The organism is Acinetobacter sp. ESL0695 (genome assembly GCF_029392135.1).
Classification (GTDB): domain Bacteria; phylum Pseudomonadota; class Gammaproteobacteria; order Pseudomonadales; family Moraxellaceae; genus Acinetobacter; species Acinetobacter pollinis.
In genome coordinates, this window is the sequence record NZ_CP113932.1 from 1,367,313 (window position 1) to 1,391,628 (window position 24,316).

22 protein-coding genes and 1 other RNA gene are annotated in these 24,316 nt (G+C 37.0%); 7 read left to right on the plus strand and 16 right to left on the minus strand.

Features of this window, described 5'->3' with window-relative positions; all coding sequences use genetic code 11:
• Positions 1–15 precede the first annotated feature (15 nt).
• Both OZX61_RS06470 and mfd read right to left on the minus strand, forming a co-directional pair.
• Positions 16–450 (minus strand): HIT family protein, encoded by a 435-nt coding sequence (locus OZX61_RS06470; RefSeq protein ID WP_195770765.1) that lies wholly within the window; start codon positions 448–450, stop codon positions 16–18.
• A gap of 129 nt (positions 451–579) precedes the next feature.
• On the minus strand, positions 580–4,044 hold the full coding sequence (gene mfd, locus OZX61_RS06475; RefSeq protein WP_277095639.1) for a transcription-repair coupling factor: 3,465 nt from the start codon (positions 4,042–4,044) through the stop codon (positions 580–582).
• A gap of 400 nt (positions 4,045–4,444) precedes the next feature.
• Here mfd and rpsT point away from each other — a divergent pair, with 400 nt between their 5' ends.
• Entirely contained in the window at positions 4,445–4,714 is a 270-nt protein-coding gene (gene rpsT, locus OZX61_RS06480; protein WP_195770766.1) for a 30S ribosomal protein S20, read from the plus strand.
• Positions 4,715–4,759: 45 nt separating this feature from the next.
• Here rpsT and OZX61_RS06485 read toward each other — a convergent pair whose 3' ends face one another.
• Positions 4,760–5,614, minus strand: a complete 855-nt coding sequence (locus tag OZX61_RS06485; RefSeq protein WP_277094248.1) for a 3'(2'),5'-bisphosphate nucleotidase CysQ — start codon at positions 5,612–5,614, stop codon at positions 4,760–4,762.
• Positions 5,615–5,800: 186 nt separating this feature from the next.
• On the opposite strand from OZX61_RS06485, the gene OZX61_RS06490 reads away from it, so the two are divergent.
• The 3 genes from OZX61_RS06490 (at position 5,801) to OZX61_RS06500 (ending at position 7,933) form a co-directional block, all read left to right on the plus strand.
• Positions 5,801–6,208 carry a S4 domain-containing protein gene (locus OZX61_RS06490; protein WP_195770873.1) on the plus strand — a complete coding sequence of 136 codons (408 nt, stop codon included), beginning with the start codon at positions 5,801–5,803 and terminating at the stop codon, positions 6,206–6,208.
• A 139-nt stretch (positions 6,209–6,347) separates the two neighbouring features.
• A complete protein-coding gene (gene recA, locus OZX61_RS06495; protein ID WP_195770768.1) occupies positions 6,348–7,388 on the plus strand; it encodes a recombinase RecA in 1,041 nt (346 codons plus the stop codon).
• Positions 7,389–7,447: 59 nt separating this feature from the next.
• Positions 7,448–7,933: a regulatory protein RecX gene (locus OZX61_RS06500; protein ID WP_277094249.1), complete on the plus strand. Its 486-nt coding sequence runs from the start codon at positions 7,448–7,450 to the stop codon at positions 7,931–7,933.
• Positions 7,934–7,947: 14 nt separating this feature from the next.
• Here the strand turns inward: OZX61_RS06500 and ffs are convergent.
• An RNA gene (gene ffs, locus OZX61_RS06505) (signal recognition particle sRNA small type) lies at positions 7,948–8,044 on the minus strand.
• 214 nt (positions 8,045–8,258) lie between these two features.
• Between ffs and OZX61_RS06510 the strand changes: the two genes are divergently transcribed.
• A complete protein-coding gene (locus OZX61_RS06510; RefSeq protein ID WP_277094250.1) occupies positions 8,259–9,107 on the plus strand; it encodes a YbgF trimerization domain-containing protein in 849 nt (282 codons plus the stop codon).
• Positions 9,108–9,164: 57 nt separating this feature from the next.
• Here the strand turns inward: OZX61_RS06510 and lpxA are convergent, their stop codons facing one another.
• The 12 genes from lpxA to rimO form a co-directional block, all read right to left on the minus strand.
• Positions 9,165–9,953 carry an acyl-ACP--UDP-N-acetylglucosamine O-acyltransferase gene (gene lpxA, locus OZX61_RS06515; RefSeq protein WP_277094251.1) on the minus strand — a complete coding sequence of 263 codons (789 nt, stop codon included), beginning with the start codon at positions 9,951–9,953 and terminating at the stop codon, positions 9,165–9,167.
• Positions 9,954–9,960: 7 nt separating this feature from the next.
• Positions 9,961–10,440: a 3-hydroxyacyl-ACP dehydratase FabZ gene (gene fabZ, locus OZX61_RS06520; RefSeq protein ID WP_195770772.1), complete on the minus strand. Its 480-nt coding sequence runs from the start codon at positions 10,438–10,440 to the stop codon at positions 9,961–9,963.
• A gap of 1 nt (position 10,441) precedes the next feature.
• Positions 10,442–11,515 (minus strand): UDP-3-O-(3-hydroxymyristoyl)glucosamine N-acyltransferase, encoded by a 1,074-nt coding sequence (gene lpxD / locus OZX61_RS06525; protein ID WP_277094252.1) that lies wholly within the window; start codon positions 11,513–11,515, stop codon positions 10,442–10,444.
• 3 nt (positions 11,516–11,518) lie between these two features.
• Positions 11,519–12,007 carry an OmpH family outer membrane protein gene (locus tag OZX61_RS06530; RefSeq protein ID WP_277094253.1) on the minus strand — a complete coding sequence of 163 codons (489 nt, stop codon included), beginning with the start codon at positions 12,005–12,007 and terminating at the stop codon, positions 11,519–11,521.
• 43 nt (positions 12,008–12,050) lie between these two features.
• Complete coding sequence (bamA, locus tag OZX61_RS06535) at positions 12,051–14,492, minus strand: outer membrane protein assembly factor BamA (RefSeq protein WP_277094254.1); 2,442 nt, start codon at positions 14,490–14,492, stop codon at positions 12,051–12,053.
• 40 nt (positions 14,493–14,532) lie between these two features.
• Positions 14,533–15,888 carry an RIP metalloprotease RseP gene (gene rseP, locus OZX61_RS06540; RefSeq protein WP_277094256.1) on the minus strand — a complete coding sequence of 452 codons (1,356 nt, stop codon included), beginning with the start codon at positions 15,886–15,888 and terminating at the stop codon, positions 14,533–14,535.
• A gap of 3 nt (positions 15,889–15,891) precedes the next feature.
• Entirely contained in the window at positions 15,892–17,088 is a 1,197-nt protein-coding gene (gene ispC, locus OZX61_RS06545) for a 1-deoxy-D-xylulose-5-phosphate reductoisomerase (protein ID WP_277094257.1), read from the minus strand.
• Positions 17,085–17,909, minus strand: coding sequence for a CDP-archaeol synthase (locus OZX61_RS06550; protein ID WP_277094259.1), 825 nt, complete (start codon positions 17,907–17,909; stop codon positions 17,085–17,087). Before OZX61_RS06550 ends, ispC begins: the two co-directional genes overlap by 4 nt.
• Before the next feature lie 5 nt (positions 17,910–17,914).
• A complete protein-coding gene (uppS, locus tag OZX61_RS06555) occupies positions 17,915–18,664 on the minus strand; it encodes a polyprenyl diphosphate synthase (protein ID WP_195770779.1) in 750 nt (249 codons plus the stop codon).
• A 3-nt stretch (positions 18,665–18,667) separates the two neighbouring features.
• Positions 18,668–19,222, minus strand: a complete 555-nt coding sequence (gene frr, locus OZX61_RS06560; RefSeq protein WP_195770780.1) for a ribosome recycling factor — start codon at positions 19,220–19,222, stop codon at positions 18,668–18,670.
• Positions 19,223–19,295: 73 nt separating this feature from the next.
• A complete protein-coding gene (gene pyrH, locus OZX61_RS06565; RefSeq protein WP_195770781.1) occupies positions 19,296–20,024 on the minus strand; it encodes a UMP kinase in 729 nt (242 codons plus the stop codon).
• Between the two features lie 28 nt (positions 20,025–20,052).
• Positions 20,053–21,396 (minus strand): 30S ribosomal protein S12 methylthiotransferase RimO, encoded by a 1,344-nt coding sequence (gene rimO, locus OZX61_RS06570; protein ID WP_277094261.1) that lies wholly within the window; start codon positions 21,394–21,396, stop codon positions 20,053–20,055.
• Positions 21,397–21,748: 352 nt separating this feature from the next.
• On the opposite strand from rimO, the gene glnL reads away from it, so the two are divergent.
• Both glnL and glnG read left to right on the plus strand, forming a co-directional pair.
• On the plus strand, positions 21,749–22,849 hold the full coding sequence (glnL, locus tag OZX61_RS06575; RefSeq protein WP_277094263.1) for a nitrogen regulation protein NR(II): 1,101 nt from the start codon (positions 21,749–21,751) through the stop codon (positions 22,847–22,849).
• Position 22,850: 1 nt separating this feature from the next.
• Positions 22,851–24,314 (plus strand): nitrogen regulation protein NR(I), encoded by a 1,464-nt coding sequence (gene glnG / locus OZX61_RS06580; RefSeq protein WP_195770784.1) that lies wholly within the window; start codon positions 22,851–22,853, stop codon positions 24,312–24,314.
• Positions 24,315–24,316: the final 2 nt, after the last annotated feature.

Below are 24,316 nucleotides of genomic sequence, written 5' to 3' on the forward strand. Positions count from 1 at the left end.
TTGATCTTCAAACCATTAATCCATACGCCAGTCAAATGGCATATCACCCTGACCACGCAAAGCAAGCATCAGTGTTTGGCGCATATGTGACAATACTTCATTATTGTAAGGTACTGCTTCTGTACCCCATACTGGTTTTGGCCACGCTGTATCATTTTGATAGCGAACAACATGATGAAAATGAAGCTGAGGTACAACATTACCCAAAGCTGCAACATTCATTTTATCTGCACGAAAAACACGTGATAATTGACTAGATAACCAACTTGATTCGCGTAAAAATTGTTCTTGATCTGCTTGGCTTAATTCATATAACTCTGTTATTCCTGGTACACGCGGTATCAAGATTAACCAAGGAAATCGCATGTCGTTCATTAAACGACATGTTGACAAAGGAAAGTCGCCTACAAAGAAAGTATCTTTGGCTAACTGTGGATGCAGACTAAACATATCTTTATAAATTATCAAAATAAAAGTAGGTTAATCTTAACATATAGAATTTCTCATGAATATGAACCAATTTCATTTGTATACACATTTCAAGAGTTGCAAAGTCCATTTTGCATGCTATCGGTCTTCTTAATGAGCAAGATTTATGCTCAGCTTTTTAAACACTTCTTTAATAAAATGAATTCTCTTATCATACTCCTCAAAATTCACCATGAGTTTAATTCTTTGTCCACCATCCATACGAAATTCCGTTGGTTGTTTTTGAATCATTTGAATGATTGTTATTGCTTGAACTGGGGTATCTTGAGAAAACTCAATATAACCACCATAAGCACTCATATCAATTTTTGTAACGCCCAACTCTTCTGCTTGTAACCGTATTTCATGAACACTAAACAGTTGTTTTACAGTTTCAGGTAACAACCCAAAACGATCAATTAATTCCATTCGGATATTGTTGAGTTTTTCCATCGTGTCTGTATTACTAATACGTTTATAAAATAAGAGACGTTGATGTACATCACCCAAATAACTGTCCGGAATAAGCGCTGGCATATGTAAATTAATTTCAGCAGTTAAATTTAAAGGTGCATCAAAGTTTGGAGTGCGACCTTTTTGGATTGCTTTCGTTGCCTTTTCAAGCATCTCCATATACAAGCTATAGCCAATTGCTTGCATCGAGCCACTCTGTTTTTCACCCAACAGTTCACCTGCACCACGAATTTCTAAATCTTCAGTCGCAAGCATAAACCCTGCACCTAAATTCGTTGCGCGTTGTATTGCGTCTAAACGTTTCTCTGCATCACCTTTAAGCCCTTTAATTGAAGGTACAAGTAAATAAGCATATGCTTGATGATGTGAACGTCCTACTCGTCCTCGTAGCTGATGCAATTGTGCTAAACCTAACTTATCTGCACGTTCAATAATAATTGTATTTGCGTTAGGCACATCAATACCCGTTTCAACAATAGTCGAACACACCAAAACATTATACGACTTATGATAAAACTGCTGCATAACATGTTCTAACTCACGCTCTCTCATTTGTCCATGTGCAACTGCAACACGTGCTTCAGGAATAAGATTACGCAAATTCTCAGCCGTTCTTTCTATGGTATCTACTTCATTATGTAAGAAATAAACCTGCCCACCGCGTAGTAGTTCACGTAATACTGCTTCCTTAATTGTGGCATCCGTTTCTTCTTGAACAAACGTTTTTACAGCCAAACGCCTTGCAGGAGGTGTTGCAATAATAGATAAGTCACGCATACCACTAAAAGACATATTGAGTGTACGAGGGATGGGGGTAGCGGTTAGCGTCAGCATATCTACATCCGCACGCATTGCCTTTATACGTTCCTTATCACGTACACCAAATCGATGCTCTTCATCTACAATCATTAAACCAAGATCTTTAAACTTCACACTTTCTTGTAGAATCTTATGGGTACCGATAACAATATCAACCTTACCTTCAGCCAAGTCCTCAATTACTTTTTGGTGTGTTTTATTGGAACCAAATCGTGAAAGTACTTCTATGCGAATCGGCCAGTCTGCAAATCTATCTTTAAAAGATTCGAAATGCTGTTGTGCGAGCAATGTTGTAGGTACCAGAACAGCTACTTGCTTGTTGTTTTGAACGGCAACAAATGCCCCTCTCATAGCAACTTCTGTTTTACCAAAACCAACATCACCACAGACAAGACGATCCATAGGTTTTGCCTGTTGCATATCATGCAGTGTTGCCTCAATTGCATTTGCCTGATCTAAGGTTTCTTCATATGCAAATCCATTGGCAAATTGTCGATATAAAGCTTCATCTAACGTAAATGCAAAACTTGGCTTTGCCTGTCTTCTGGCTTGAACATGTAGCAGTTCTGCTGCCACATCATGTATTTGTTCTAGCGCTTTTCTTTTAGCTTTACTCCAGCTATCTGTTCCTAACTTATGAAGTGGTGCTAAATCTGGATCACCACTACTATAACGGCTAATTAAATGTAAGTTTGAAACAGGTACATAAACTTTTGCTTCACCGGCATAATTAAGTTGTAGAAATTCATGCTCCTGACCATCTATTTCTAAAGAAATTAATCCCGCATAACGTCCCACGCCATGATCCATATGCACAATCGGAGAACCTATTGTCAGCTCTGTCAGACTCTTTACGAGAAATTCTTCAGAAACTTCTTGCTGTCTTTTACGACGTTGCTGAACAATACGATGTTCATAAAGTTGATTCTCAGAAATAACCGCGAGATTATTTTCTAATTCCAGACCTCTATCTAAAGGCGCATGTGTAATTGATATTTTTGAATTATCTTTGAGAAAATCGGCAAACGAGGAAACACTTTTTATTAACCCAAATGCATATTTTAATGCATCTTTTAACGATTCACGACGACCTGCACTTTCAGCAACTAAAAGTACTCGAGATGACGTTGTATTAATAAATTGCTGCAAAGCAGAGAATGGCTCAGATTGTTTAATGTCTACAGGAAGTTTTCTAGGCTCACTGGTTTGAAAATTAATAACACCAGCTTTTACAGGATATGATGTTTCTGAAGTAAACACTCGACGGAATTGATTTAATTTTTCTAACGCCTGGATGGGTTGCAAAAATAAATCTTCGGGTGGCAATATTGGCTGATCAATATCATGGCGACGATCTTCATAACGACGATATACGTCTGTCCAAAACTGCCCTAATTCCTGATCAATTGAGTTATTTGTAATGACAATAGCATTACTTGGTAAGTACGATGAAATATACCCTTGTTCATTCATTACCTTCTTATCAAAAAACAAGGGTAAATAAAACTCTATACCTGAAGATACTATACCTTCTAAAACATCTTTATAAATTGGGTTTTTCTTGGGATTTGCTCTTGGAAACTCTTCTGCATAACGATCTCTAAAAATAGAGCGTGCATCTTTTAACGGAAACTCTTTTGCAGGCAAAATTTGGAATTTCTCTAACTCCTGCGTTGTACGTTGAGTTTCAGGATCGAAAAATTTAAGTGTCTCGACCTCATTATCAAATAAATCAATTCGAATAGGTGCAGTTTGTCCAGATGCGTAAATGTCCATAATACTGCCACGGACAGCGAACTCTCCATGATCATAAACAGTATCTACAAGATGATATCCAGCCTGAATTAATACCCTTTTTTGTTGCTCTAAATCGAGTGTTTGACCAACTTGTATATCGAAATGTTCGCCAAGAACCCAAGATGGCGGTGCTATACGCTGTACAAAAGTTGCTGCCGTCATTAACAAAATACCATTTGATGGCATATTTGATAAAATTGCTAAACGCTCAGAAATAATGTCTTGATGAGGTGACAAACGATCATAGGGTAAAATTTCCCAGTCTGGGAATGTAATCGCCTTCTGTCCATAAAATGCAAGCTCACTTTCTAGCTGTGCAAGATGCTGATTATTCTTTGCAATTACAACAAACAATTGGCTAGGCTGATCTGCAACGATTTCCTTAAATAGTAACGCACTTGATGAACCCAGTAGCCCACCCAGCCAACGCTTTTCATATTGTTTAAATTGATTTAAATTTAGTTGTGCAATTTCTGTTTTAAAAATAGACATGGAATCAAGATTTAATCTGTATTTCATCAGCTTTTATCTTACTATAGTTTTTCTCATTCGTCTTAAATTTACATTTTTTGGTAATTATTCACTTACATATGATCTGCGAATGAAGCTTGTTCAACCTTTTATACGACCTATTTGATCGTTTCATACTAAAAATTAATCATCTAACAGGAATTTCTATAAATAATTACAATATAGCGTTGTTTTTTTAGACGAGTATTTTATAATTCTCTCATCCTCTAAAAACTTAGCAACCCCTTATAAGGGTTGACTTCATTGCGATGTTTCATCACAATATCGCACTTGTTTACGGGCTGGTTAAACAATATAGAATTTTATTCCGTATTATGCAGCCCGCCCAGACCAATCTAATTCAAGGAGTGCAAGAGTGGCAAACTCTGCTCAGGCTAAAAAACGTGCGCGTCAAAACCTTAAAGCGCGCAAACACAACGCAAGCTTACGTTCTATGGTTCGTACGTACATTAAACGTACTTTAAGTGCTATTGCTGCTGGTGACCACGCTGTTGCTACAGATGCTTATAAAAAAGCAGTTCCTGTAATCGACCGTATGGCTGACAAAGGCATTATCCACAAAAATAAAGCAGCTCGTCATAAGAGCCGCTTAAATGCACAAGTTAAAGCTTTAGCTGCTAACTAAGTTGCATCAATGAAAAAGCCCCTACCTTGGGGCTTTTTTTGTACCCTATAACGCAGCAAAAGCCATTTGTTTATAGCTTAAACTTCGTAAGGCAATAAACTCAGCATTTAAAAGTCGATCACGCTGATTATAAGTAAAAGGACGTTGATCCATCGTAAATAATCCACCACCGATTGATTCTAACAAGTATTGACCTGCACTAGTGTCCCACTCAAACGTAGGATGAAATCTAGGATAAATATCTATTTTTCCTTCAATCATCAAGCAAAATTTATATGCACTACCACATTGAACAATTTCAACTGGAATGTGCTGAGCTATTTCATCAAAATACCTTTGATACTTGCCAACACGTGAATTAATATTCTTTTTCTTTCCTTGACTCACTGCGACTTTAACAATACTTTCACTGATCTCATCAGGTTTAAAAAACATTAACCATTGTTGGGTATCATAATCATATTTCAAAACTTTATTTTGTGGTGAAGCAATATAAATTGTACGGAAAACCGGTGCAATAATTGCTGAAAATACTGTTTTACCAGCCACAACACGACTTAAATTAATAGTAAACTCATCTCGTTTAGACAAGAATTCCTTTGTACCATCTAAAGGATCCAATAACCAAAATTCATCCCACTCACTTCTTAAATGATAATCACCTTCTTCTGAAAGAACAGGAATATTAGGTGTCAGTCCATTTAAAGCCTGCATAATATGCTGATGCGAGATAAAATCTGCTGCTGTTACAGGCGAATCGTCCTCTTTAATATTTATTTCTATATCCTCATTATTACAGTATTGAGTATAGAATTTAGCTATTAAGTCTCCTGCTTCTCCTAGTATTTTAACCACATATAAAATTTCTTCTTGTTTTGGTGAATCAGTAGCAACAAACATAGACCTTAAATCCATTTTCAAAATTTAATAAACCGTTTATAACGTGTATTCAAGTATAAATTCCATATATTTTATTTTTTTTGTTATTCTAAAATAGAAGAATACCACTTTAGCTAGCCGGTAACCGATTTCTATCCAAGGAAGTATATGAGTAAAAAAGAAGTTTCAGTAGTAACCACAGAGCAAATGCGTGTTGATAAATGGCTATGGGCTGCTCGTTTCTTTAAAACACGTTCAATTGCAAAAGCTGCTATTGAAGGTGGAAAAGTTCATCATGCATCTGAGCGCGTCAAAGTTTCTAAAGAAATTAGAATTGGAATGGAACTTACCATTCAGCAGGGAAAAGATAAAAAAACAGTCGTCATTACTGGCTTATCATCTACAAGAGGCCCTGCCAGTATTGCTCAACAACTATATGAAGAAACACCGACCAGTATTTCACGTAGAGAGTTGCTTGCTTCACAGCGTAAACTCGATAACTTAGCAAAACCAGAACACAAACCTAGTAAGAAAGATCGTAGGCAAATCAATAAATTTAAAGAACATAATACTGAGCAATTTGAAGACTGGAGCTATCATACAGATAGTTACTAGAGCGACATACTATGTCGTCCAATTCATTACTTCATCTAGTGAAAAGCCTTAAAATCTGTCAGTATAATACAGTAAATGTGAAAGCAATGTGGAGATCCCACATGCCACTTCATGGTGAATCTTATTTAGAGGTTGTAAGATGGATGAGAATAAAAGTAAGGCACTGAACGTTGCTTTAGGCCAAATTGAAAAACAATTTGGTAAAAATACAGTAATGCGTTTAGGTGATAATACTGTACAAGCTGTTGAAGCAATCTCGACAGGCTCATTGCAACTGGATATTGCGCTTGGTATTGGAGGTTTACCTAAAGGACGTATTGTTGAAATTTATGGTCCTGAATCATCTGGTAAAACTACGATGACACTTCAGGCGATTGCAGAATGTCAGAAAGCTGGCGGCACATGTGCATTTATCGATGCTGAACATGCACTTGATCCACAGTATGCACGTAAACTTGGTGTAGATATTGATAACCTACTCGTATCTCAACCCGATCATGGTGAGCAAGCATTAGAGATTGCAGATATGCTCGTGCGCTCAGGCGCTGTAGATTTGATCGTTGTCGACTCTGTTGCCGCTTTAACACCAAGAGCAGAAATTGAAGGCGAAATGGGTGACTCTCATATGGGTCTACAAGCACGACTCATGAGCCAAGCATTACGTAAAATTACAGGTAATGCAAAACGTTCGAATTGTATGGTTATTTTCATTAACCAAATTCGTATGAAAATTGGTGTTATGTTTGGTAGCCCTGAAACCACTACAGGTGGTAACGCACTGAAATTCTATGCTTCTGTTCGATTAGATATTCGTCGCGCAGGTCAAGTTAAAGAAGGTGATGAAATCATTGGTTCTGAGACAAAAATTAAGGTTGTCAAAAACAAAATGGCTCCTCCATTTAGAGAAGCATTATTTCAAATCCTTTATGGTAAAGGGGTTAATCATTTAGGTGAAGTGATTGACCTAGCAGTACAGCAAGATATTATTCAAAAAGCTGGTGCATGGTATTCATATCAAGGTAGTAAAATTGGCCAAGGTAAGAATAATGTCATACGCTACTTAGAGGAAAATCAAGCAATTGTAGAGGAAGTTGAAAAACTAATCCGTTCTCAACTACTTACAACAGCACAGCCTGTAGAAGAAAAATCATCTTCAGCTGATAATGATGTAGACCTCTAATTTAGTCCTCCCCCTTGCTTATAGACTTAAGCAAGGGGCATGTTTAAAACATATTTATCATGCTATATCGTAAAAAAAATTCGGAAAAAACATTAACAGGCAGTCGTCTAAAATCATATGCCTACGCTTTACTCTGTCGTAAAGAGTATTCAAAATCTGAACTAATAGAAAAGCTATTACAATACGCGATTGATCCTAATGAGGTAAACGAAGTTGTTGAACAACTCACTGAATATGGTTATCAAAGTGACCAAAGAGTAGCTGAACAAACTCTAAGAAGCCAAAGATTTCAAGGTAAAGGGCCTCAAAGAATTAAGCAAAAACTTCTTCAAAAGTCTGTAAATAGTTCTTATATTGAAGAGCAGTTACAAGAGATTGACTGGACAGCAGAGGCATATCAGTTAAAGGTCAGAAAATTTGGTACAGATATTGAGAAAGATGCAAAAAAAAGAGCTAAACAAATTCGATTTCTACAGTACCGTGGCTACGATCTAGATATTATTTTTAAAGTAATTGATATAAAAGAAGATGATTATATTCCATAAAAAAATGGAGGCAACCCTACTAGCAAAAACTCGGCACATCATAGATCTGCTACCGTTGCTACCTTCCGGTCCTGGCGGGGTTCACAGAGTACAATTGCGAGATAACCAGTAGGATCACCATCACGAGAATAAGTATAGAGAATTTTATATAAGATGCAAGTCTACCTTTAATGTTTTGATTACTAATAAATCAATATTAACTCAAAAACCACTTAAGCGATCACTTTTAATCCAAATCATTTAAAATGCTGAAAGTTTGTAAATACTTATTGCATTAACCACCTTAAAATTGATAAATATATCTAACTCTTTCTTGGGTTCTAATATGAATTTTTTTAAATATCGTTACGTACTTCTTCCTTTTATTTGTGTATCTTTAGCATATGCAGCACCAATTGAAAGCGTCAGTTTAAGTCAGAATGCTTCATCAACGGCATCGACTCCGTCAACAACTACAACACCTGATAGTACAGTTACGCCAGCAAATTTAAACTGGCAACTTATGCAACAAAATGAAAGACTCGAGGAAGAAGTAAGACGCCTAAGAGGTGCTTTAGAAGAAGATGAACACACCATACAGCAATTAAAAAAAGATTTAGAAAATCATTACTCTAATTTAGATCAAAGATTGCAAATTTTAGAACAGAAAGCAGACTCAGATGAAAACTCTACGGCTTCTGAACCAGCAAGTTCTGATAGTAGTACACCAGCACCAGCACCAGCACCAGCACCAGCACCAGCACCAGATAATGGCACAACAACGCCATCTAAAGATAAAAAAGAAGATACAACTCAATCTAAAAAAGTAGATAGTGAGAAAGATGCTTATACACTGGCATTAACTGCTTATAAACAAGGTGGTGCAAAACAAGCTATTTCCCCTATGGAGAGCTTCATAAAAAGTTATCCGAAAAGCGTATATGTTGCCAATGCACACTTTTGGTTAGCCGAGTTTAATCTTGCAATTGAACCAGCTAATTACAGTGTAGCAAAACAAAACTATGAGATAGTTGCTAAACAATACCCTCAATCTGAAAAATCTTCTCGAGCACTCTATCAACTCTATAGCATAGCTAAAGAAGTAGATCACAATACGGTTTCAGCAAAACTCTATAAGCAACAAATTTTATCTAAATATCCAAAATCTAAAGAAGCAACTTACTTCAAGTCTTAAAATAAAAAGGGCTAAACATATGTATGTTTAGCCCTTTTTAGATGTATTAAACGCAAATTAACGTACAATACCTCGTTTTGATTGTTCAAGAGAATCTAAAAGCAGTTGAGCTTCTTGTACATTAGGCAATATATCGTTACGAATTCGATCTATCGCTTCTTTTGTCGTTAAACCATCTTTATAAATCAATTTAAAGCAGCTTCTTAAGCCACCTATTGTTTCCTTCGACCAGTTTCTACGCTTCATCCCTTCAACATTTAGGCCAAAGGCATGAGCTGGATTCCCTGAAACCATCATATATGCTGGGACATCTTTTAATATGAGTGATGCACCACCAACCATACTATAAGAGTCTATTTTACAAAATTGGTGAATACCAGAATTTCCACCAATAACAACATGATGACCAATATGAACATGACCTGCGACACCCACATTATTTGCAAACACATTATGATCGCCAACTTGACAATCGTGCGCAATATGAGTATTTGCCATCAGTAAATTATGGCTACCTATTTTTGTAAGGCTATGATCCTGTATTGTCCCACGATGTAAGCTTGAGTGTTCTCGGATAATATTATAGTCACCGATTTCCAACCAAGTCTCTTCACCTTTGTATTTCAAGTCCTGACAAACTTCACCAACACTTGCAAATTGAAAAATTTCATTATGGGAACCAATACGAGTATATCCGCCGACAACAACGTGTGAATGAAGCTTTGTACCCGAACCAATAGTGACATGAGGACCAATAACACAATATGGTCCTATTTGTACATCTGATGCAATGACAGCAGATGGGTCAATGATTGCAGTGGGATGAATATATTCAGTATTGCTCATGCCTGCTCTATATTTTCTGATGAGAGATAATAATTTCAGCTGTTGTTGCCACAACGCCATCAACAGATGCTGTACAGCTATACTTATAAATACCACGTTTTTGCATAACAAGCTCTGATTTTAGAACCAATTGATCGCCTGCAACAACCTGTTTTTTAAAACGAATTTTTTCGGCACCTGCAAATAAGAACAATGAACCTGGTGTAGGTTTTACATCATTCATAACAAAGCCTAAAATACCAGAAATTTGTGCCAAAGCCTCAATAATTAGGACGCCTGGCATAATTGGATATTCTGGAAAATGTCCTTGTAAAAACTCTTCATTAATAGAAACGTTTTTATAGCCAACAATGCTATTATCAGAAATTTCTACAACACGATCGACCAATAAAAATGGATAACGATGTGGTAAATACTCTCGGATTTGCTGAATGCTCATTGGCAATTCAGGTTTGTTTTGACTTGTTTTTTGAGATTCTGTGACCATATTACTTACGCATCTTTAAATTTGATTCAATTGACTCTACTTGAGTCTGTATATGATCTAGGCGTTTGATGACTTTCGTCAATGGCACATCTGCTAATTGTCTTAAGCGGACAATTGTTCTTCGCCATTGACCACTTTCAAATAACCCTGTGCCAGAAGAATATGTTCCAGCTTCAAAAATACTTTTTGTGACCATTGACATTCCTGTTAATGTCACATTATCAGCAATTTTTATATGACCAGCCACGCCACATGCACCTGCTAGAATGCAGTTTTTGCCAATCACTGTACTTCCAGCTATTCCAGTTTTTGAAGCAATAGCTGTATTCTCACCAATATGCACGTTATGAGCAATTTGCACAAGATTATCAATAATAACGCCATTTGATAGAACGGTATCGTCTAATGCACCACGATCGATACTACAGTTTGAGCCAATACGTACATTATTTCCAATAATAACAGATCCAAGCTGGGCAATTCGATGCCATTGACCCTGGTAAGGTGCAAAACCAAAGCCTTCTCCACCGATCACTGTATTTGCATGGATTCTTACATTATTTCCTATCGTGGAAAACCCTGTAATTGTCACATGTGAGTCGATAAAGCAATGCTGACCTATTTCAACACCTGTATCTATCTTGCTATGTGACTCAATTACTGTCCCATCTCCAACAACACAATTTTCATTGATCACAACATAGTGACCAATATAGGCACTATCAGAGATAATTGCTGAAGGATGAATTTGTGCAGTACTTTCTATATGGAACTGTTCTCTTTTAGGCTCAAAAACATGCGTTAATGTTGCAAAAGCAAGATATGGATCTTTAACTACCAAAAAATTGGAAAAATTTGAAGACAAATGATCTTTCAATTCTTCAGTAACAATGAGTACACCCGCCTTAGAACATTTCGCTTGCTCTAAATACTTCTCGCCATTTACAAAAGAAATGTTTTTATCAGTTGCAAACGCTAAGCTTGCAAGTCCGTGTATATCTAATTCAGGATTACCAATCAGCTCACCTTGAATAAAGTGAGCCAACTGTTCTAATTTATAGTGCTTTTGATTCATTGATTATCTAATTGCATTAACCTTTTGAATCATTTTATCAGTTAAATCACTATTATTGTCGTATGCAAGTGCGGCTGTTTTATTAAGTACAACATCTAAGTTTCCTTCTTTACGTAACTGCTCTGCTGCTTGCTGAACACGTGTTGTAAATGTTTGACTTGTACTTTGTGAAGTCGATTGTACTTTTTGTTGAATACTTTGCTCTAGTGTATTAATTTCATTCACTTTCGATTCATATTGAGTTTTCAATTGTTGCACTTCAGCAGGCTTTGCATTTGCTGCTTTTTCTTGCAACTCTTGAATTTCTTTATTCAATTGTTCCGCACGTGCTGCACTTGGCTTTACAGATTGTTGTAATGTAGCATTTTGCTGCTTTAGGTAGCTGCTGCTATCAACAACACGTTGCATATCTACCACGCCATAACCCGCTGCATTTGCTAAAGTTGCCACAGTTGTGCTTGCAAATAAAATTGCTGTTGTTAATTTTTTCATTTTCGAGTCCTTCTAAAGTTAATTTATTAAAAAGGCAGTACTTTTAGAAAGTACGGCCAATTTGGAATTGTACATTTTGCGTATTGTCGCCATCTTTTTTGTTCAATGGATACGCATAACTAATTGATAATGGACCAATCATTGTGTTCCAAGTCAACCCAACACCAGCACTGTAGCGTAAATTACTTAAATCAAATCCATAGTTATCTTTACAATATTGACGACCGCTTACCTTAGTCGTTCCATCATAAAAATCTGGAATATTTTTACACTCAGTATCAAATGTTTGTCCACCTTCAACAAAAAGTGTTGGACGTACATTTTGAGCCCAGTCACCCTTCGATGGTACAGGTAGAATTAACTCAGAGCCAAATTGAACCAGTGCATTCCCACCCACTGGGTCTTTATTGTAGTCTGTCGTTTGTGTACCGCTATAGTATTCGCCTGGGTAACGTGGGCCGAGCGTATTATCTTCATAGCCACGCACAGAACCCCAACCACCTGCATAGAAGTTTTTCCAGAATGGTAAATCATGGCCATAACCCACTTTGCCATAGGCACGTGCGCCAAAACCTTTACCTATAGGGAAAAAGACTTGACCACTATAGGTAAGCTTTTGATATTCTGCATCGCCACCAGGCAATGAAACTTCTAAGTTTACTGCATGTAGCTGACCAGAGCGAGGGAACATTGGGCGATCGAGAGTATTAAAAGACCAACCTAAATTCGCTAAATAATTTAAGTATGTACCTTCATACTGGTTATAAGTACCCGCAGTTGTAGTCGTTGTATTTTTGATTTTGCCATCGTGTGCTTGTAAATAACCACCATAAGCAATTGAGCCATAGATATCAGTCGTGATCTTATTGTTTTCAATTCCTAAAGACCCACTAATACTTTGGTTTTCATCAATAGGATAAGAGAGGCTCGCACTCGCACCAAGTGCTTTAGAATAGTAATCACTTACGTGATAATCTTCATAAGGTTTGGTTTCACGGTAATAAAGATTATAACCAGCACTTACACCATCAATTGTAAAATATGGATCAGTCACTGATAAATTATAATATGTTGAATAAGAAGATTTCGTAAAATCTAAACCAACGCTATTACCTGTACCTAAGAAGTTAGATTGACTAATACCTGCTTGATACGTAATACCACCGCTCTGTGAATAGCCAATAGCAAGTGTACTGGTACCTGAATGCTGCTCTTCCACGTTTACATCTAAATCTACTTGATCAGGAACACCTGGAATTCGAACAGGTTTAATATCTACGGTCTTGAAATAACCAGTTCTTTGCAAACGAATTTTAGATAAATCAATTTTTTCATTACTTGCTAGAGCGCCTTCCATTTGACGCATTTCACGACGTAATACATTATCTGCTGTTTTCGTATTCCCCATAAAGTTAATACGACGAATAGTTACTTGCTGACCTGGGTTAATATAATAAACGACATTAACAACTTTATTCTCGTTATCAATCTGAGGTACTAAATTCACTTGTGCAAAATAATAACCAGCATTACCATACTTTCTTAAAAGTAAGTTCTTTACTGCATCAATTTTTTCTTGAGAATAGACTTCACCTTGTTTATAGACCTGTAAAGTTCTTAGCTCTTCAGGTTTAAATAGTGTGTCGCCTAAGAATTTGGTTGTACCTACTTTGAACTGCTGGCCTTCAGTTACAGAGACATTCACAAAAACTTTGCGTTTATCATCATTAATATTCAAGTCTGAAGAGTTCACTTCAAAATTAACATAACCATTATTTAAATATAATGCACGTAAAGCATCTAAACTTGCAGCCATACGTTCTTTTGCGAAGCGATCATTGTTGGTAATAATCGAATACCAGCTTCCTTCTTTCAATGCAAACGCTTGTTTAATTTCGTCATCATTGAAAACTTTATTACCCACAACATTTACTTCAACAACACGAGCAGCTTTACCTTCTTCAAAATTTAAAGTGAGGTCAACACGATTATTAGGTCTAGCTGTTTTGTCAATTGTAACTTTTGCGTCGTAACGACCTTGCTGAATATATTGTTGTTCTAATTCAGTTTCGATATTTTGCAATAAAGAAGGTTTTAAGACTTCACCTTCAGAAAGTCCCATCTTTTTTAAGCCATCTTGCAGAGCTTCTTTAGGAATAAGTTTATTTCCTTTAAACTCAACTTTAGCAATGATCGGACGTTCAACAACTTGAAACAATAAAGTTCCATCAGGTTGCTGATTTGCTTTAATATCATCAAAAAGTCCCGTGTCATATAATGTATGTATCGCGCTATTTAGCGTTACATCATTAACACGATCACCGCTTTTAATGGGTAACATACTAGCTACATTGGCAGGTACTAAACGCACTAATCCATCAAATTTTATATCACGTGCGATAAATTCATCTGCTGCATAAGCCTGTTGTACTGCTGCCATTGCACTAATCAGTGCCAGAGGCATAAAAAGATGTGTGTGACGCATGCCTATTTTTTTCCACTAAGTTGAATATTTGTTAACCCTGTTATAAGCGCATAAAATCATTAAATAAAGCTAGAATCATCATGCTACCAAGCAACACCATACCGATTTTAAGACCGATTAACTGTACTTGTTCTGAAACAGGTTTTCCTCTAATTGCTTCAATAAAATAATAAACCAGATGTCCGCCATCAAGCATTGGTATAGGTAGCAAATTTAGAATACCTAGACTTACGCTCATAAGTGCCATGAATGAAATGAAAGTTTGCCAACCCATTTCAGCACTCTGACCTGCCACCTTAGCAATTGTTATTGGTCCAGACAAGTTTTCTAAGCCAATTAAACCACGAATCATTTTCACAACAGAATTAAGCATCATGCCAGATATTTCTGCTGTTTTATTTACTGCTTTCGTAAATGCTTCCACAGGTGTATATTTTATCGTCTGTTTATAGTCATTAGGAATAGTGATCTTTCCTATATTACTTTGAACCCCAAGCATTCCGACCATATTACCCATATCATCTTTTTTACCTTGAGGCATGACTTCTAAATTGTGTACTTTTCCTTGACGTAGAATTTGAATATTTAGAAGTTTTTCAGGAGATTTTTGTACAATATCTACAACATCGAACCAATCTGGTGTTTTAATACCATTAATTGATAAAATATGATCACCTACCTGTACACCTTGCCGAATTGCCGCACCATCTTCACTTAGTTTAGAGACAATGGGTTCAACTTTAGGCCTATATGGTAAAAATCCTAGTTGTTCAATAGAAGATTGAGTTTGATTTTTAATAAAATTTTCAATAGGTAAATGATAAAGCTTTAAAGTACCATTATGTTCTGCTTGTACCTCAATACTTCCTGTTTCTCCTGCGCGACTGACCAACGCAAAATTTAAGGCTTCCCATGTTGTTACAGGCTTACCATCAATTGCTGTTATTTTATCACCAACTTGCAAACCCACTTGAGATGCCGATGTATTAGGGAGTACTTTTCCTATTTTTGTGCTCAACTGCTCTTGTGTTGGTAAGAATAATAACCAAAACAATATCACTGCAAATAATAAATTAATTAAAGGACCAGCAGCAACAATAGCAATTCTTTTCCATGGAGATTGTCTATTAAAAGCATATGGCAAATCTTCAGATGAAACTTGACCTTCTCTTTCATCTAACATTTTGACATAGCCACCCAATGGGAGTGCTGAAATTTTATATTCTATACCTGACTTTTTTGAAACCCATTTAAGTAAAGTCGGCCCAAAACCAATTGAGTATACCAAGACTTTAACACCTAAACGTCTAGCAACCCAATAATGACCAAATTCATGAATTGCAATGAGTGGCCCTAAAAGTAGAATTGCTGCTAAAACAATAAAAAGCACATTCACTAATTATTTTCCCATTTTTATAACATATGAGGTTGCCATTTTACGTGCTGCTTGATCAGCCTCTAAAATAACATCTAAAGCTTCCGCTTTTGTATTCTCTATACAGTTTAAAGTTGCTTCTACAATATATGGAATATGTGTAAAGCTGATTTTTTCTTTTAAGAAACTCTCAACTGCAATTTCATTTGCTGCATTCAATATTGCAGGTGCTGTTCCCCCAGCTTTCATTGCTTCTCTACATAAATTTAATGCTGGGAATTTTTCTAAATCAGGTTCTTGAAAATCAAGATGATGATTCACAAATAAATCTAATGGTGCAACTCCTGCATTTATTCTTTCAGGCCATGCTAAAGCGTGGGCAATCGGCGTACACATATCAGGATTACCCATCTGTGCAATTGTAGAGCCATCAATGTATTGAACCATAGAATGGATAATACTTTGTGGATGAACAACCACTGTAACAAACCGCTCTGAAATTGCAAATAGATGACATGCTTCTATCAACTCTAAACCTTTATTCATTAAGGTCGCAGAATCTACAGAAATTTTTTGTCCCATTGACCAATTAGGGTGTTTGCAAGCTTGGCTTGGTGTAACATGTTCTAGTCGATCAATTGGCATATTCAAGAAAGGACCACCTGAGGCAGTGAGCAGAACTCTAGATACACCCAGTTCAGGAACTCCACTTCTTTGGACTTGCATATATTGTTCTGGAAGACATTGAAATATTGCATTGTGTTCAGAATCTACAGGCAATAGTAATGCATTATTTCGTTTTGCCTCTTGCATCATTAAATCACCAGACATGACCAATGATTCTTTATTTGCAAGTAAAACCCGCTTACCAGTTTTAACTGCTGCCAATGTTGGCAATAGACCAGCGGCACCAACAATCGCGGCCATTACGATGTCTACATCTTTATGTGAAGCAACTGTTATGAGCCCTTGGTCACCCGTAAGTATTTCTATTTTATCAATATTATATAATTTAAATAATTGATCAGCTTCGTCTTTCTTACACTCTGGCACAACAACAACTTGCGGTTTAAATTTAATACAAATCTCAACCAATGCATTAAGTCGACTATGGGCTGTCACTGCAAATACATTATATTTTTTTGGATGCTTTTCTAAAACTTTTAAAGTACTTTGCCCTATAGAGCCTGTAGCTCCTAAGATACAAACTGACTGCTTCATAAATCAACGCCAATTAATTTAAGGAGATATACGCCTGCAGCAAAAATTGGAGCTGCTGCTAAAAGAGAGTCTATACGATCTAACACACCACCATGACCAGGTAAGATACTTCCTGAATCTTTAACGCCTACACGACGTTTAATCATAGATTCAAATAAATCTCCCAAAACAGAACCAAGTACTGTGACAATAGATAATGAGAGAAATAGAATGTGATCTCTTAGTGAAAGATGTAAATAATGTAGCTGTACGACCATCACAATGAGAACAGAAGTACACAGTCCACCGATAAGCCCTTCGATAGATTTATTCGGACTAACATTAGGCACCATTTTGCGACGGCCTAACTTTCGACCTACAAAATAAGCCCCACTGTCTGCACCCCACACAAGCAGGAACAGATACATTAACCACCAAGGTGAATTAATCCAGACATAATAAATTGAGGTTACAGCAGAACAGATAAGTACAATACCTACTGTGTTTAATCCCTTATTGTACCAACCATCAAACTTGGGATAGTTTTTCACACAGTAAATACTTAACAACCAAATGCAAATAGAAACACACCAAAGTAAAAATGCAATATCTCTAAAATAGAGCGTAATACTTGCAATAATTACCATGCAAAATGCGTAAATATAAGTAAAATTTAGATGATGGGTTTGCACTTGCCTAGGCATGAGTTTCCCCCACTCATACCCACCAACTCCAGCTGCAACTAACATTAAGGCAAGCATCGGATAATGGGATGAGGTTGCAAACATACAACTCAAAACAACTGCAACCAAGACCAATGCGGTTTTTATCCGCTCAAACATATGAATTAATTCTCAATTTTATCTTGTTGGATTTGTTCAGAGGTTTTACCAAATCGGCGCTCTCTTTCAGAAAATACAGAAAATGCTTCTTGTAAATCTTGAACACTGAACTCAGGCCACAATACTTTTGTAAAATACAATTCAGCATATGCCAACTGCCAGAGCAGAAAATTAGATATACGATAATCTCCGCCTGTTCGAATTAATAAGTCAACAGGTGGAAGATCTCCCAAAGAAATATACTGAGCCATAAGATCAGTATTGATCTGATCAACACTCACTTTTTTATCTAAAACGTCTTGTGCAATTCTCTTCGCACTATCTGCAATATCCCAGTGACCACCATAACTAATAGCTATTGCTAAAGTCATTTTGGTGAAATGTGCTGTTTTTTGCTCTGCTTCTTCAAATAATTTTTGCAAATGTAATGGTAAACAGCTGCGATCGCCAATAAAACGTAAAGCGATTTCAAACTTAATCATTCGAGGAATTTGTTCATGAATTGTTTGCTCAAGTAAGAGCATCAATAAATCAACTTCAGCCTGAGGTCTTTTCCAGTTTTCACTAGAAAAAGCAAAAACTGTAAGTGCTTGAACACCAACTTTACGACAATATTCAACAATCGGATCTAAAATTGTTTTGCCTTCTCGATGCCCATCTCCTTTTGGGAGGTGATTCTTTTTAGCAAAACGGTTGTTGCCATCCATAATGATGGCAACATGTTGAGGTAAATGAATGTCTTCAAGCGTCGTCATTCATTAAACCTTTAACAATTCAGCTTCTTTATCTGCTAGACGCTTATCAACTTCTGCAACATATTTGTCTGTGATTTTTTGAATATCATCACTTGCACGACGCTCATCATCTTCAGAAATTTCTTTTTCTTTAAGTAATGATTTAATATCACCTAATACATCACGACGTATATTACGAATAGCAATTTTTGCACCTTCTGCTTCATTACGTGCAATTTTTTGCATATCACGGCGTGTTTCTTCTGTTAAAGCTGGTAAAGGTACACGAATTGCATCTGCAGTAATTGGGTTTAAGCCCAAATCGCTTTCACGAATTGCTTTATCAATTGTAGAAACCATTTGACGCTCAAATGGTTGAACCAATAATGTACGTGAATCTTCAGCACTTACGTTAGCAACTTGGTTTAATGGAACGTCTGATCCATAATAAGACACCATGACGCCATTTAAAATAGATGGGTGCGCGCGACCTGTGCGTACTTTCGCGAAACCTTGTTCCAAAGCTTCAATCGATTTTTGCATGCGTTGTTCGCTGTCTTTTTTGAGATCGTTAATCATATGATCTTCCTTACTTTATAAAAGATAAAACTAAATTTGCCGTTAGTATAAAGAGCTTTAGCGCTCACGTACATTATTTAGTAACGTGAGTACCTTCTTTTTCACCCATCACAACTGAAAGCAATGCACCAGACTTATTCATATCAAACACATGCAATTGCGCATCATGATCACGACACAAACAAATCGCCGTTAAGTCCATTACACCTAGTTTTTCATCTAGTACCTGATCAAAAGTTAAATGATCATACTTTACAGCATCATCATATTTGCTCGGGTCTTTATTATATACACCATCTACTTTAGTGGCTTTTAAGATTAAATCTGCTTCAATTTCAATACCACGTAAACATGCAGCTGTATCTGTCGTAAAGAATGGATTACCTGTTCCTGCAACAAATACACATACCTCACCATTATTTAAATGACGGATTGCATCGCGGCTTGAATAAGACTCGACTACAGTGCCAATCGAAAGTGCAGACATTAACCGTGTTTTAATATTACGGCGAACCAAAGCATCACGCAGAGCCAAACCATTCATCACTGTCGCCAGCATACCCATTTGGTCACCTGTCACACGCCCAACGAGACCATCCTTTTGGAGCTGACTACCACGATATAAGTTACCACCGCCAACAACGATACCAACTTGTACACCGAGTCCGACCAAATGCGCAATAGATAAAGACATTTGATCAAGTACCTGAGCATCAATACCCATTTCGCGGTTACCTGAAAGCGCTTCACCTGAAAGCTTTAATAAAATACGTGAATAACGTGGGCTGTTTGTATCTGCCATTATGCTTCTCCCAAATTTCTCAATTTTCTTAATTCTTTTGAACTTCGATTAACTTTGCAAACAAGTCATATTCATCTGCTGCAGTAATTTCAACTTTTAATAAATCACCAACATGGATTTGGTTTTTATCAATATCTTCAACAAATACATTGCCATCAATTTCTGGTGCATCGGCATAAGAGCGTGCAACCGCAACTGGATAGTCTTCTTCTAGACTATCTACAAGTACTGTCATTTGCTGACCAATACGATTTTGTAGTTTTGCTGCAGAAATTTCTTGTTGGACTTCCATAAATCGCTCATAGCGCGACTGTTTCACTTCTTCAGGTACATGGTCAGGCAAGTCATTTGCTGTTGCACCTTCAACAGGCGAATATGTGAAACAACCAACACGGTCGAGTTGTGCTTCTTTTAACCACTCTAAAAGAATTTCAAAATCTTCTTCCGTTTCACCAGGGAAGCCAACGACAAATGTTGAACGAATCACAAGCTCTGGACATTTTTCACGCCAAAGTTTTAATCTTTCTAATGTATTTTCGCTGTGTGCAGGACGCTTCATCAGCTTTAAAATACGTGGGCTGGCATGTTGGAATGGAATATCTAAATAAGGAAGAATCTTACCTGCTGCCATGAGGTCAATGACTGCATCAACATGTGGATATGGATACACATAATGTAATCGTACCCAAATACCCAGTTGGCCTAATGCCTCACACATGTCATAGAATTTAGTTTTAAGTGGTTGCCCGTTCCAAAAATCAAGCTTATATTTGGTATCTACCCCATATGCAGATGTATCTTGAGAAATAACCAAAACTTCTTTTACACCAGAACGCTTTAATGCTGCTGCTTCCTCTAGAACAGAACCTACAGGACGAGACACTAAATCACCACGCATGCTTGGAATAATACAGAAGGTACAACGATGGTTACATCCTTCAGATATTTTTAAATAAGCATAGTGTTTCGGTGTTAAACGAATACCCTGTTCAGGAACAAGGTCAATAAAAGGATTATGTTTTGGTGGTGCAGGCACATATTCATGTACAGCTTCCATGACATCCTGATAAGCTGCTGCGCCTGTCACTTTAAGTACGTTTGGATGCATTTGACGAATTTTATCTTCGTCCTTACCTAAGCATCCTGTGACAATGACTCGACCATTTTCGCTCATGGCTTCGCCAATTGCATCTAATGACTCTTGTACTGCCGACTCGATAAAGCCACAAGTATTTACAACAACCAAATCAGCACCATCATAATCTGATGCTACCTGATAACCCTCAGTACGTAACTGGGTTAAAATACGCTCAGAATCTACCAATGCCTTAGGACAACCTAAAGAAACAAAACCGACTTTGGGGGACTTCATGAAACTCTGCACTCTACTAGAATGCACGTATTGTATGACGTTTCAAGCGATAAGCATAGGTTTAAAAACGACAGTTTTTTAATTGCACTAAAATAATACAGTAAAATTTATAAAAAATACTAGCGCACCATAAATGTGCAATATAAGCTAAACAAAACTCATTTATATTCCAACTTGCACCAAAAGGTAATTTTACTCATTTTAATGCACTAAAATATTAGTCTTTATTCATTTAAAAGTTGGCGTAGATATTGCATTTAGATGAAAGATTAAAATTGTAGTTTGTTCCATAACAGGGATAAAAAAACCGATTACTTTCGATATGCACCATTAAAACTCAGGACTGTTAGACATGAATCAGACACCGGTTATTGACTACCGAATGCTTGTGGATAATCTCACAACAGCTGTATTGCTTGTCGATGACAACCTAAATATTTTTTATTTAAATTCTTCGTGTGAAGCATTATTTGACATAAGTTTGCTTAGAGCATCTGGAATGCCTGCACTACAGATTCTAGAGACTCCTAACGATATATTTAACACGCAAGATGCACTCAGAAAAACACTTACCCAAGGGCAGTCTTATACACGTCGAGAAGCAATTATCAATGTTAACTTTAATGACATTCATGTAGATTATTCTGTTTCTCAAGTGCAACCCTCAAAAAATATTCCTCCATTTCTAATTATTGAGCTCACTCCAATTGAAAGGATGCTTAAAATTACAAAAGATGAAAACTTAATCCAACAACATCAAGTGACTCGTCAACTAATTCGGGGCGTGGCGCATGAGATTAAGAATCCTTTAGGTGGCATTCGAGGTGCAACCCAACTCCTCGCTAGAGCACTAAATGATAAAAAATATGATGAGTTCACAGAAATTATTATTAGTGAAGTCGATCGATTAAGAACGCTTGCAGACACTATGCTTGGTTCAAGACAGTTACCGAGTTATGTTGATGTCAATATTCACGAACCATTAGAACGTGTACGCTCTCTTGTAACCAATCAAACCAAGAAAAAGGTTCACATCATCCGTGACTACGACCTCTCACTCCCTGTGGTTAATGCAGATCGTGACCAACTCATCCAAGTGATGTTAAATATTAGTATTAACGCAGTCCAAGCTATTTTAGAGAACAAAGCATTCTTTCAAGCACAACAAACTACACCAACAATTACATTTAGAACACGTATTCAAAGACTGGTCACCATTAACGGGGTACTCAACCGCTCTGCAATTCGTATAGATATAGAAGACAATGGACCAGGAATTCCTGAAGATATTATTGAGTCGGTTTTCTACCCACTGGTTACAAAACGTGCCAATGGAACAGGACTGGGCCTGAGTATTGCTCAAAATATTATGCACCAACATAACGGCATGATTGATTGCCAATCTACCTCTGGAAAAACAACCTTTAGCTTATATTTACCTTGGGAGTCATAATATGACACAGAACAAAATTTGGGTCATTGACGATGATCGCGCAATGCGCTGGGTGTTGGAAAAAACATTTAAAGAAGCTGGTTTTGATGTGACAAGCTTTGAAGATGCTCAAAGTGCACTCGATCAACTATTAATGAACCTACCCGATGTCATACTTACAGATATTCGTATGCCTGGTATTGATGGTTTAACCTTTCTAAGCAAAGTCAAAAATAGCCATCCTGAACTGCCTGTAATTATTATGACGGCACATTCAGATTTAGAGTCTGCGGTATCGAGCTATCAAACTGGGGCATTTGAATACCTACCTAAGCCTTTCGATATAGACGAAGCACTTGCACTGGTTAATCGTGCAATTCTTCATCTTGAAAAAATTCAAAATCAAGAAACTACAAAAGTAAGTTCACCTTTACAATCTACAGAAATTATTGGTGAATCTCCTGCTATGCAGGAAGTATTTAGAGCGATTGGGCGACTCTCTCAGTCTCATATTACGGTTTTAATTAATGGTGAATCTGGTACAGGAAAAGAATTGGTTGCTCATGCACTCCATCGCCACTCACCAAGAAAGAATAAGCCATTTATTGCATTAAATATGGCAGCAATTCCAAAAGATCTCATTGAAACCGAACTTTTTGGACATGAAAAAGGAGCTTTTACAGGTGCAAATACACAGCGACAAGGTCGTTTTGAACAAGCCAACGGTGGCACACTATTTTTAGATGAAATTGGTGATATGCCATTTGAAACACAAACACGCCTATTACGCGTCCTTGCAGATGGTGAGTTTTATCGTGTGGGTGGTCATATTCCAGTACGCGTCGATGTTCGTATTGTTGCAGCAACACATCAAGATTTAGAAAAATTGGTAGAAGATGGTCGATTTAGAGAAGACCTTTATCATCGACTTAACGTCATTCGAATTCATATTCCAAAACTTGCAAATCGTAGTGAAGATATTCCAATGCTTGCACAGCACTTCCTTATACAAGCAGGTAAAGAACTCGGTGTTAGTCCTAAAATTTTAAGATCTGAAACCATTGCTTATATGCAAAGGCTATCTTGGCCCGGAAATGTGCGTCAACTAGAAAACATCTGTAGATGGCTAACTGTCATGATTACAGGTCGAGAAGTTTATCCAGATGATCTACCTACAGAGCTAAAGCAAAAACTACATGCCGATGACGTACCCGTACGCGAAGTTAACTTGATACAAAGTAATCAAAACTGGGAAGACCACTTAAGCCAATGGGCAATGGATAAGCTATCTCAGGGTGAAATGAAAATACTGGACATTGCTGTACCCATTTTTGAAAGAACATTGATTAATGCTGCACTTACACAAACCAAAGGAAGAAAAAGACATGCAGCAGAACTTCTAGGATGGGGGCGAAATACACTAACACGTAAACTCAAAGAACTCGGTATGGATGTATCTGATGAAGATGAGGAAATAACTGCATAAAA

Excerpts from the sequence above, each read along its gene's own strand:
- OZX61_RS06470 (WP_195770765.1), bottom strand. The coding sequence starts at position 450 with ATGTTTAGTCTGCATCCACAGTTAGCCAAAGATACTTTCTTTGTAGGC.
- OZX61_RS06485 (WP_277094248.1), bottom strand. The coding sequence starts at position 5,614 with ATGTTTGTTGCTACTGATTCACCAAAACAAGAAGAAATTTTATATGTG.
- OZX61_RS06490 (WP_195770873.1), top strand. The coding sequence starts at position 5,801 with ATGCGTGTTGATAAATGGCTATGGGCTGCTCGTTTCTTTAAAACACGT.
- recA (WP_195770768.1), top strand. The coding sequence starts at position 6,348 with ATGGATGAGAATAAAAGTAAGGCACTGAACGTTGCTTTAGGCCAAATT.
- OZX61_RS06500 (WP_277094249.1), top strand. The coding sequence starts at position 7,448 with ATGCTATATCGTAAAAAAAATTCGGAAAAAACATTAACAGGCAGTCGT.
- OZX61_RS06510 (WP_277094250.1), top strand. The coding sequence starts at position 8,259 with ATGAATTTTTTTAAATATCGTTACGTACTTCTTCCTTTTATTTGTGTA.
- lpxA (WP_277094251.1), bottom strand. The coding sequence starts at position 9,953 with ATGAGCAATACTGAATATATTCATCCCACTGCAATCATTGACCCATCT.
- fabZ (WP_195770772.1), bottom strand. The coding sequence starts at position 10,440 with ATGGTCACAGAATCTCAAAAAACAAGTCAAAACAAACCTGAATTGCCA.
- lpxD (WP_277094252.1), bottom strand. The coding sequence starts at position 11,515 with ATGAATCAAAAGCACTATAAATTAGAACAGTTGGCTCACTTTATTCAA.
- OZX61_RS06530 (WP_277094253.1), bottom strand. The coding sequence starts at position 12,007 with ATGAAAAAATTAACAACAGCAATTTTATTTGCAAGCACAACTGTGGCA.
- bamA (WP_277094254.1), bottom strand. The coding sequence starts at position 14,492 with ATGCGTCACACACATCTTTTTATGCCTCTGGCACTGATTAGTGCAATG.
- ispC (WP_277094257.1), bottom strand. The coding sequence starts at position 17,088 with ATGAAGCAGTCAGTTTGTATCTTAGGAGCTACAGGCTCTATAGGGCAA.
- OZX61_RS06550 (WP_277094259.1), bottom strand. The coding sequence starts at position 17,909 with ATGTTTGAGCGGATAAAAACCGCATTGGTCTTGGTTGCAGTTGTTTTG.
- uppS (WP_195770779.1), bottom strand. The coding sequence starts at position 18,664 with ATGACGACGCTTGAAGACATTCATTTACCTCAACATGTTGCCATCATT.
- frr (WP_195770780.1), bottom strand. The coding sequence starts at position 19,222 with ATGATTAACGATCTCAAAAAAGACAGCGAACAACGCATGCAAAAATCG.
- pyrH (WP_195770781.1), bottom strand. The coding sequence starts at position 20,024 with ATGGCAGATACAAACAGCCCACGTTATTCACGTATTTTATTAAAGCTT.
- rimO (WP_277094261.1), bottom strand. The coding sequence starts at position 21,396 with ATGAAGTCCCCCAAAGTCGGTTTTGTTTCTTTAGGTTGTCCTAAGGCA.
- glnL (WP_277094263.1), top strand. The coding sequence starts at position 21,749 with ATGAATCAGACACCGGTTATTGACTACCGAATGCTTGTGGATAATCTC.
- glnG (WP_195770784.1), top strand. The coding sequence starts at position 22,851 with ATGACACAGAACAAAATTTGGGTCATTGACGATGATCGCGCAATGCGC.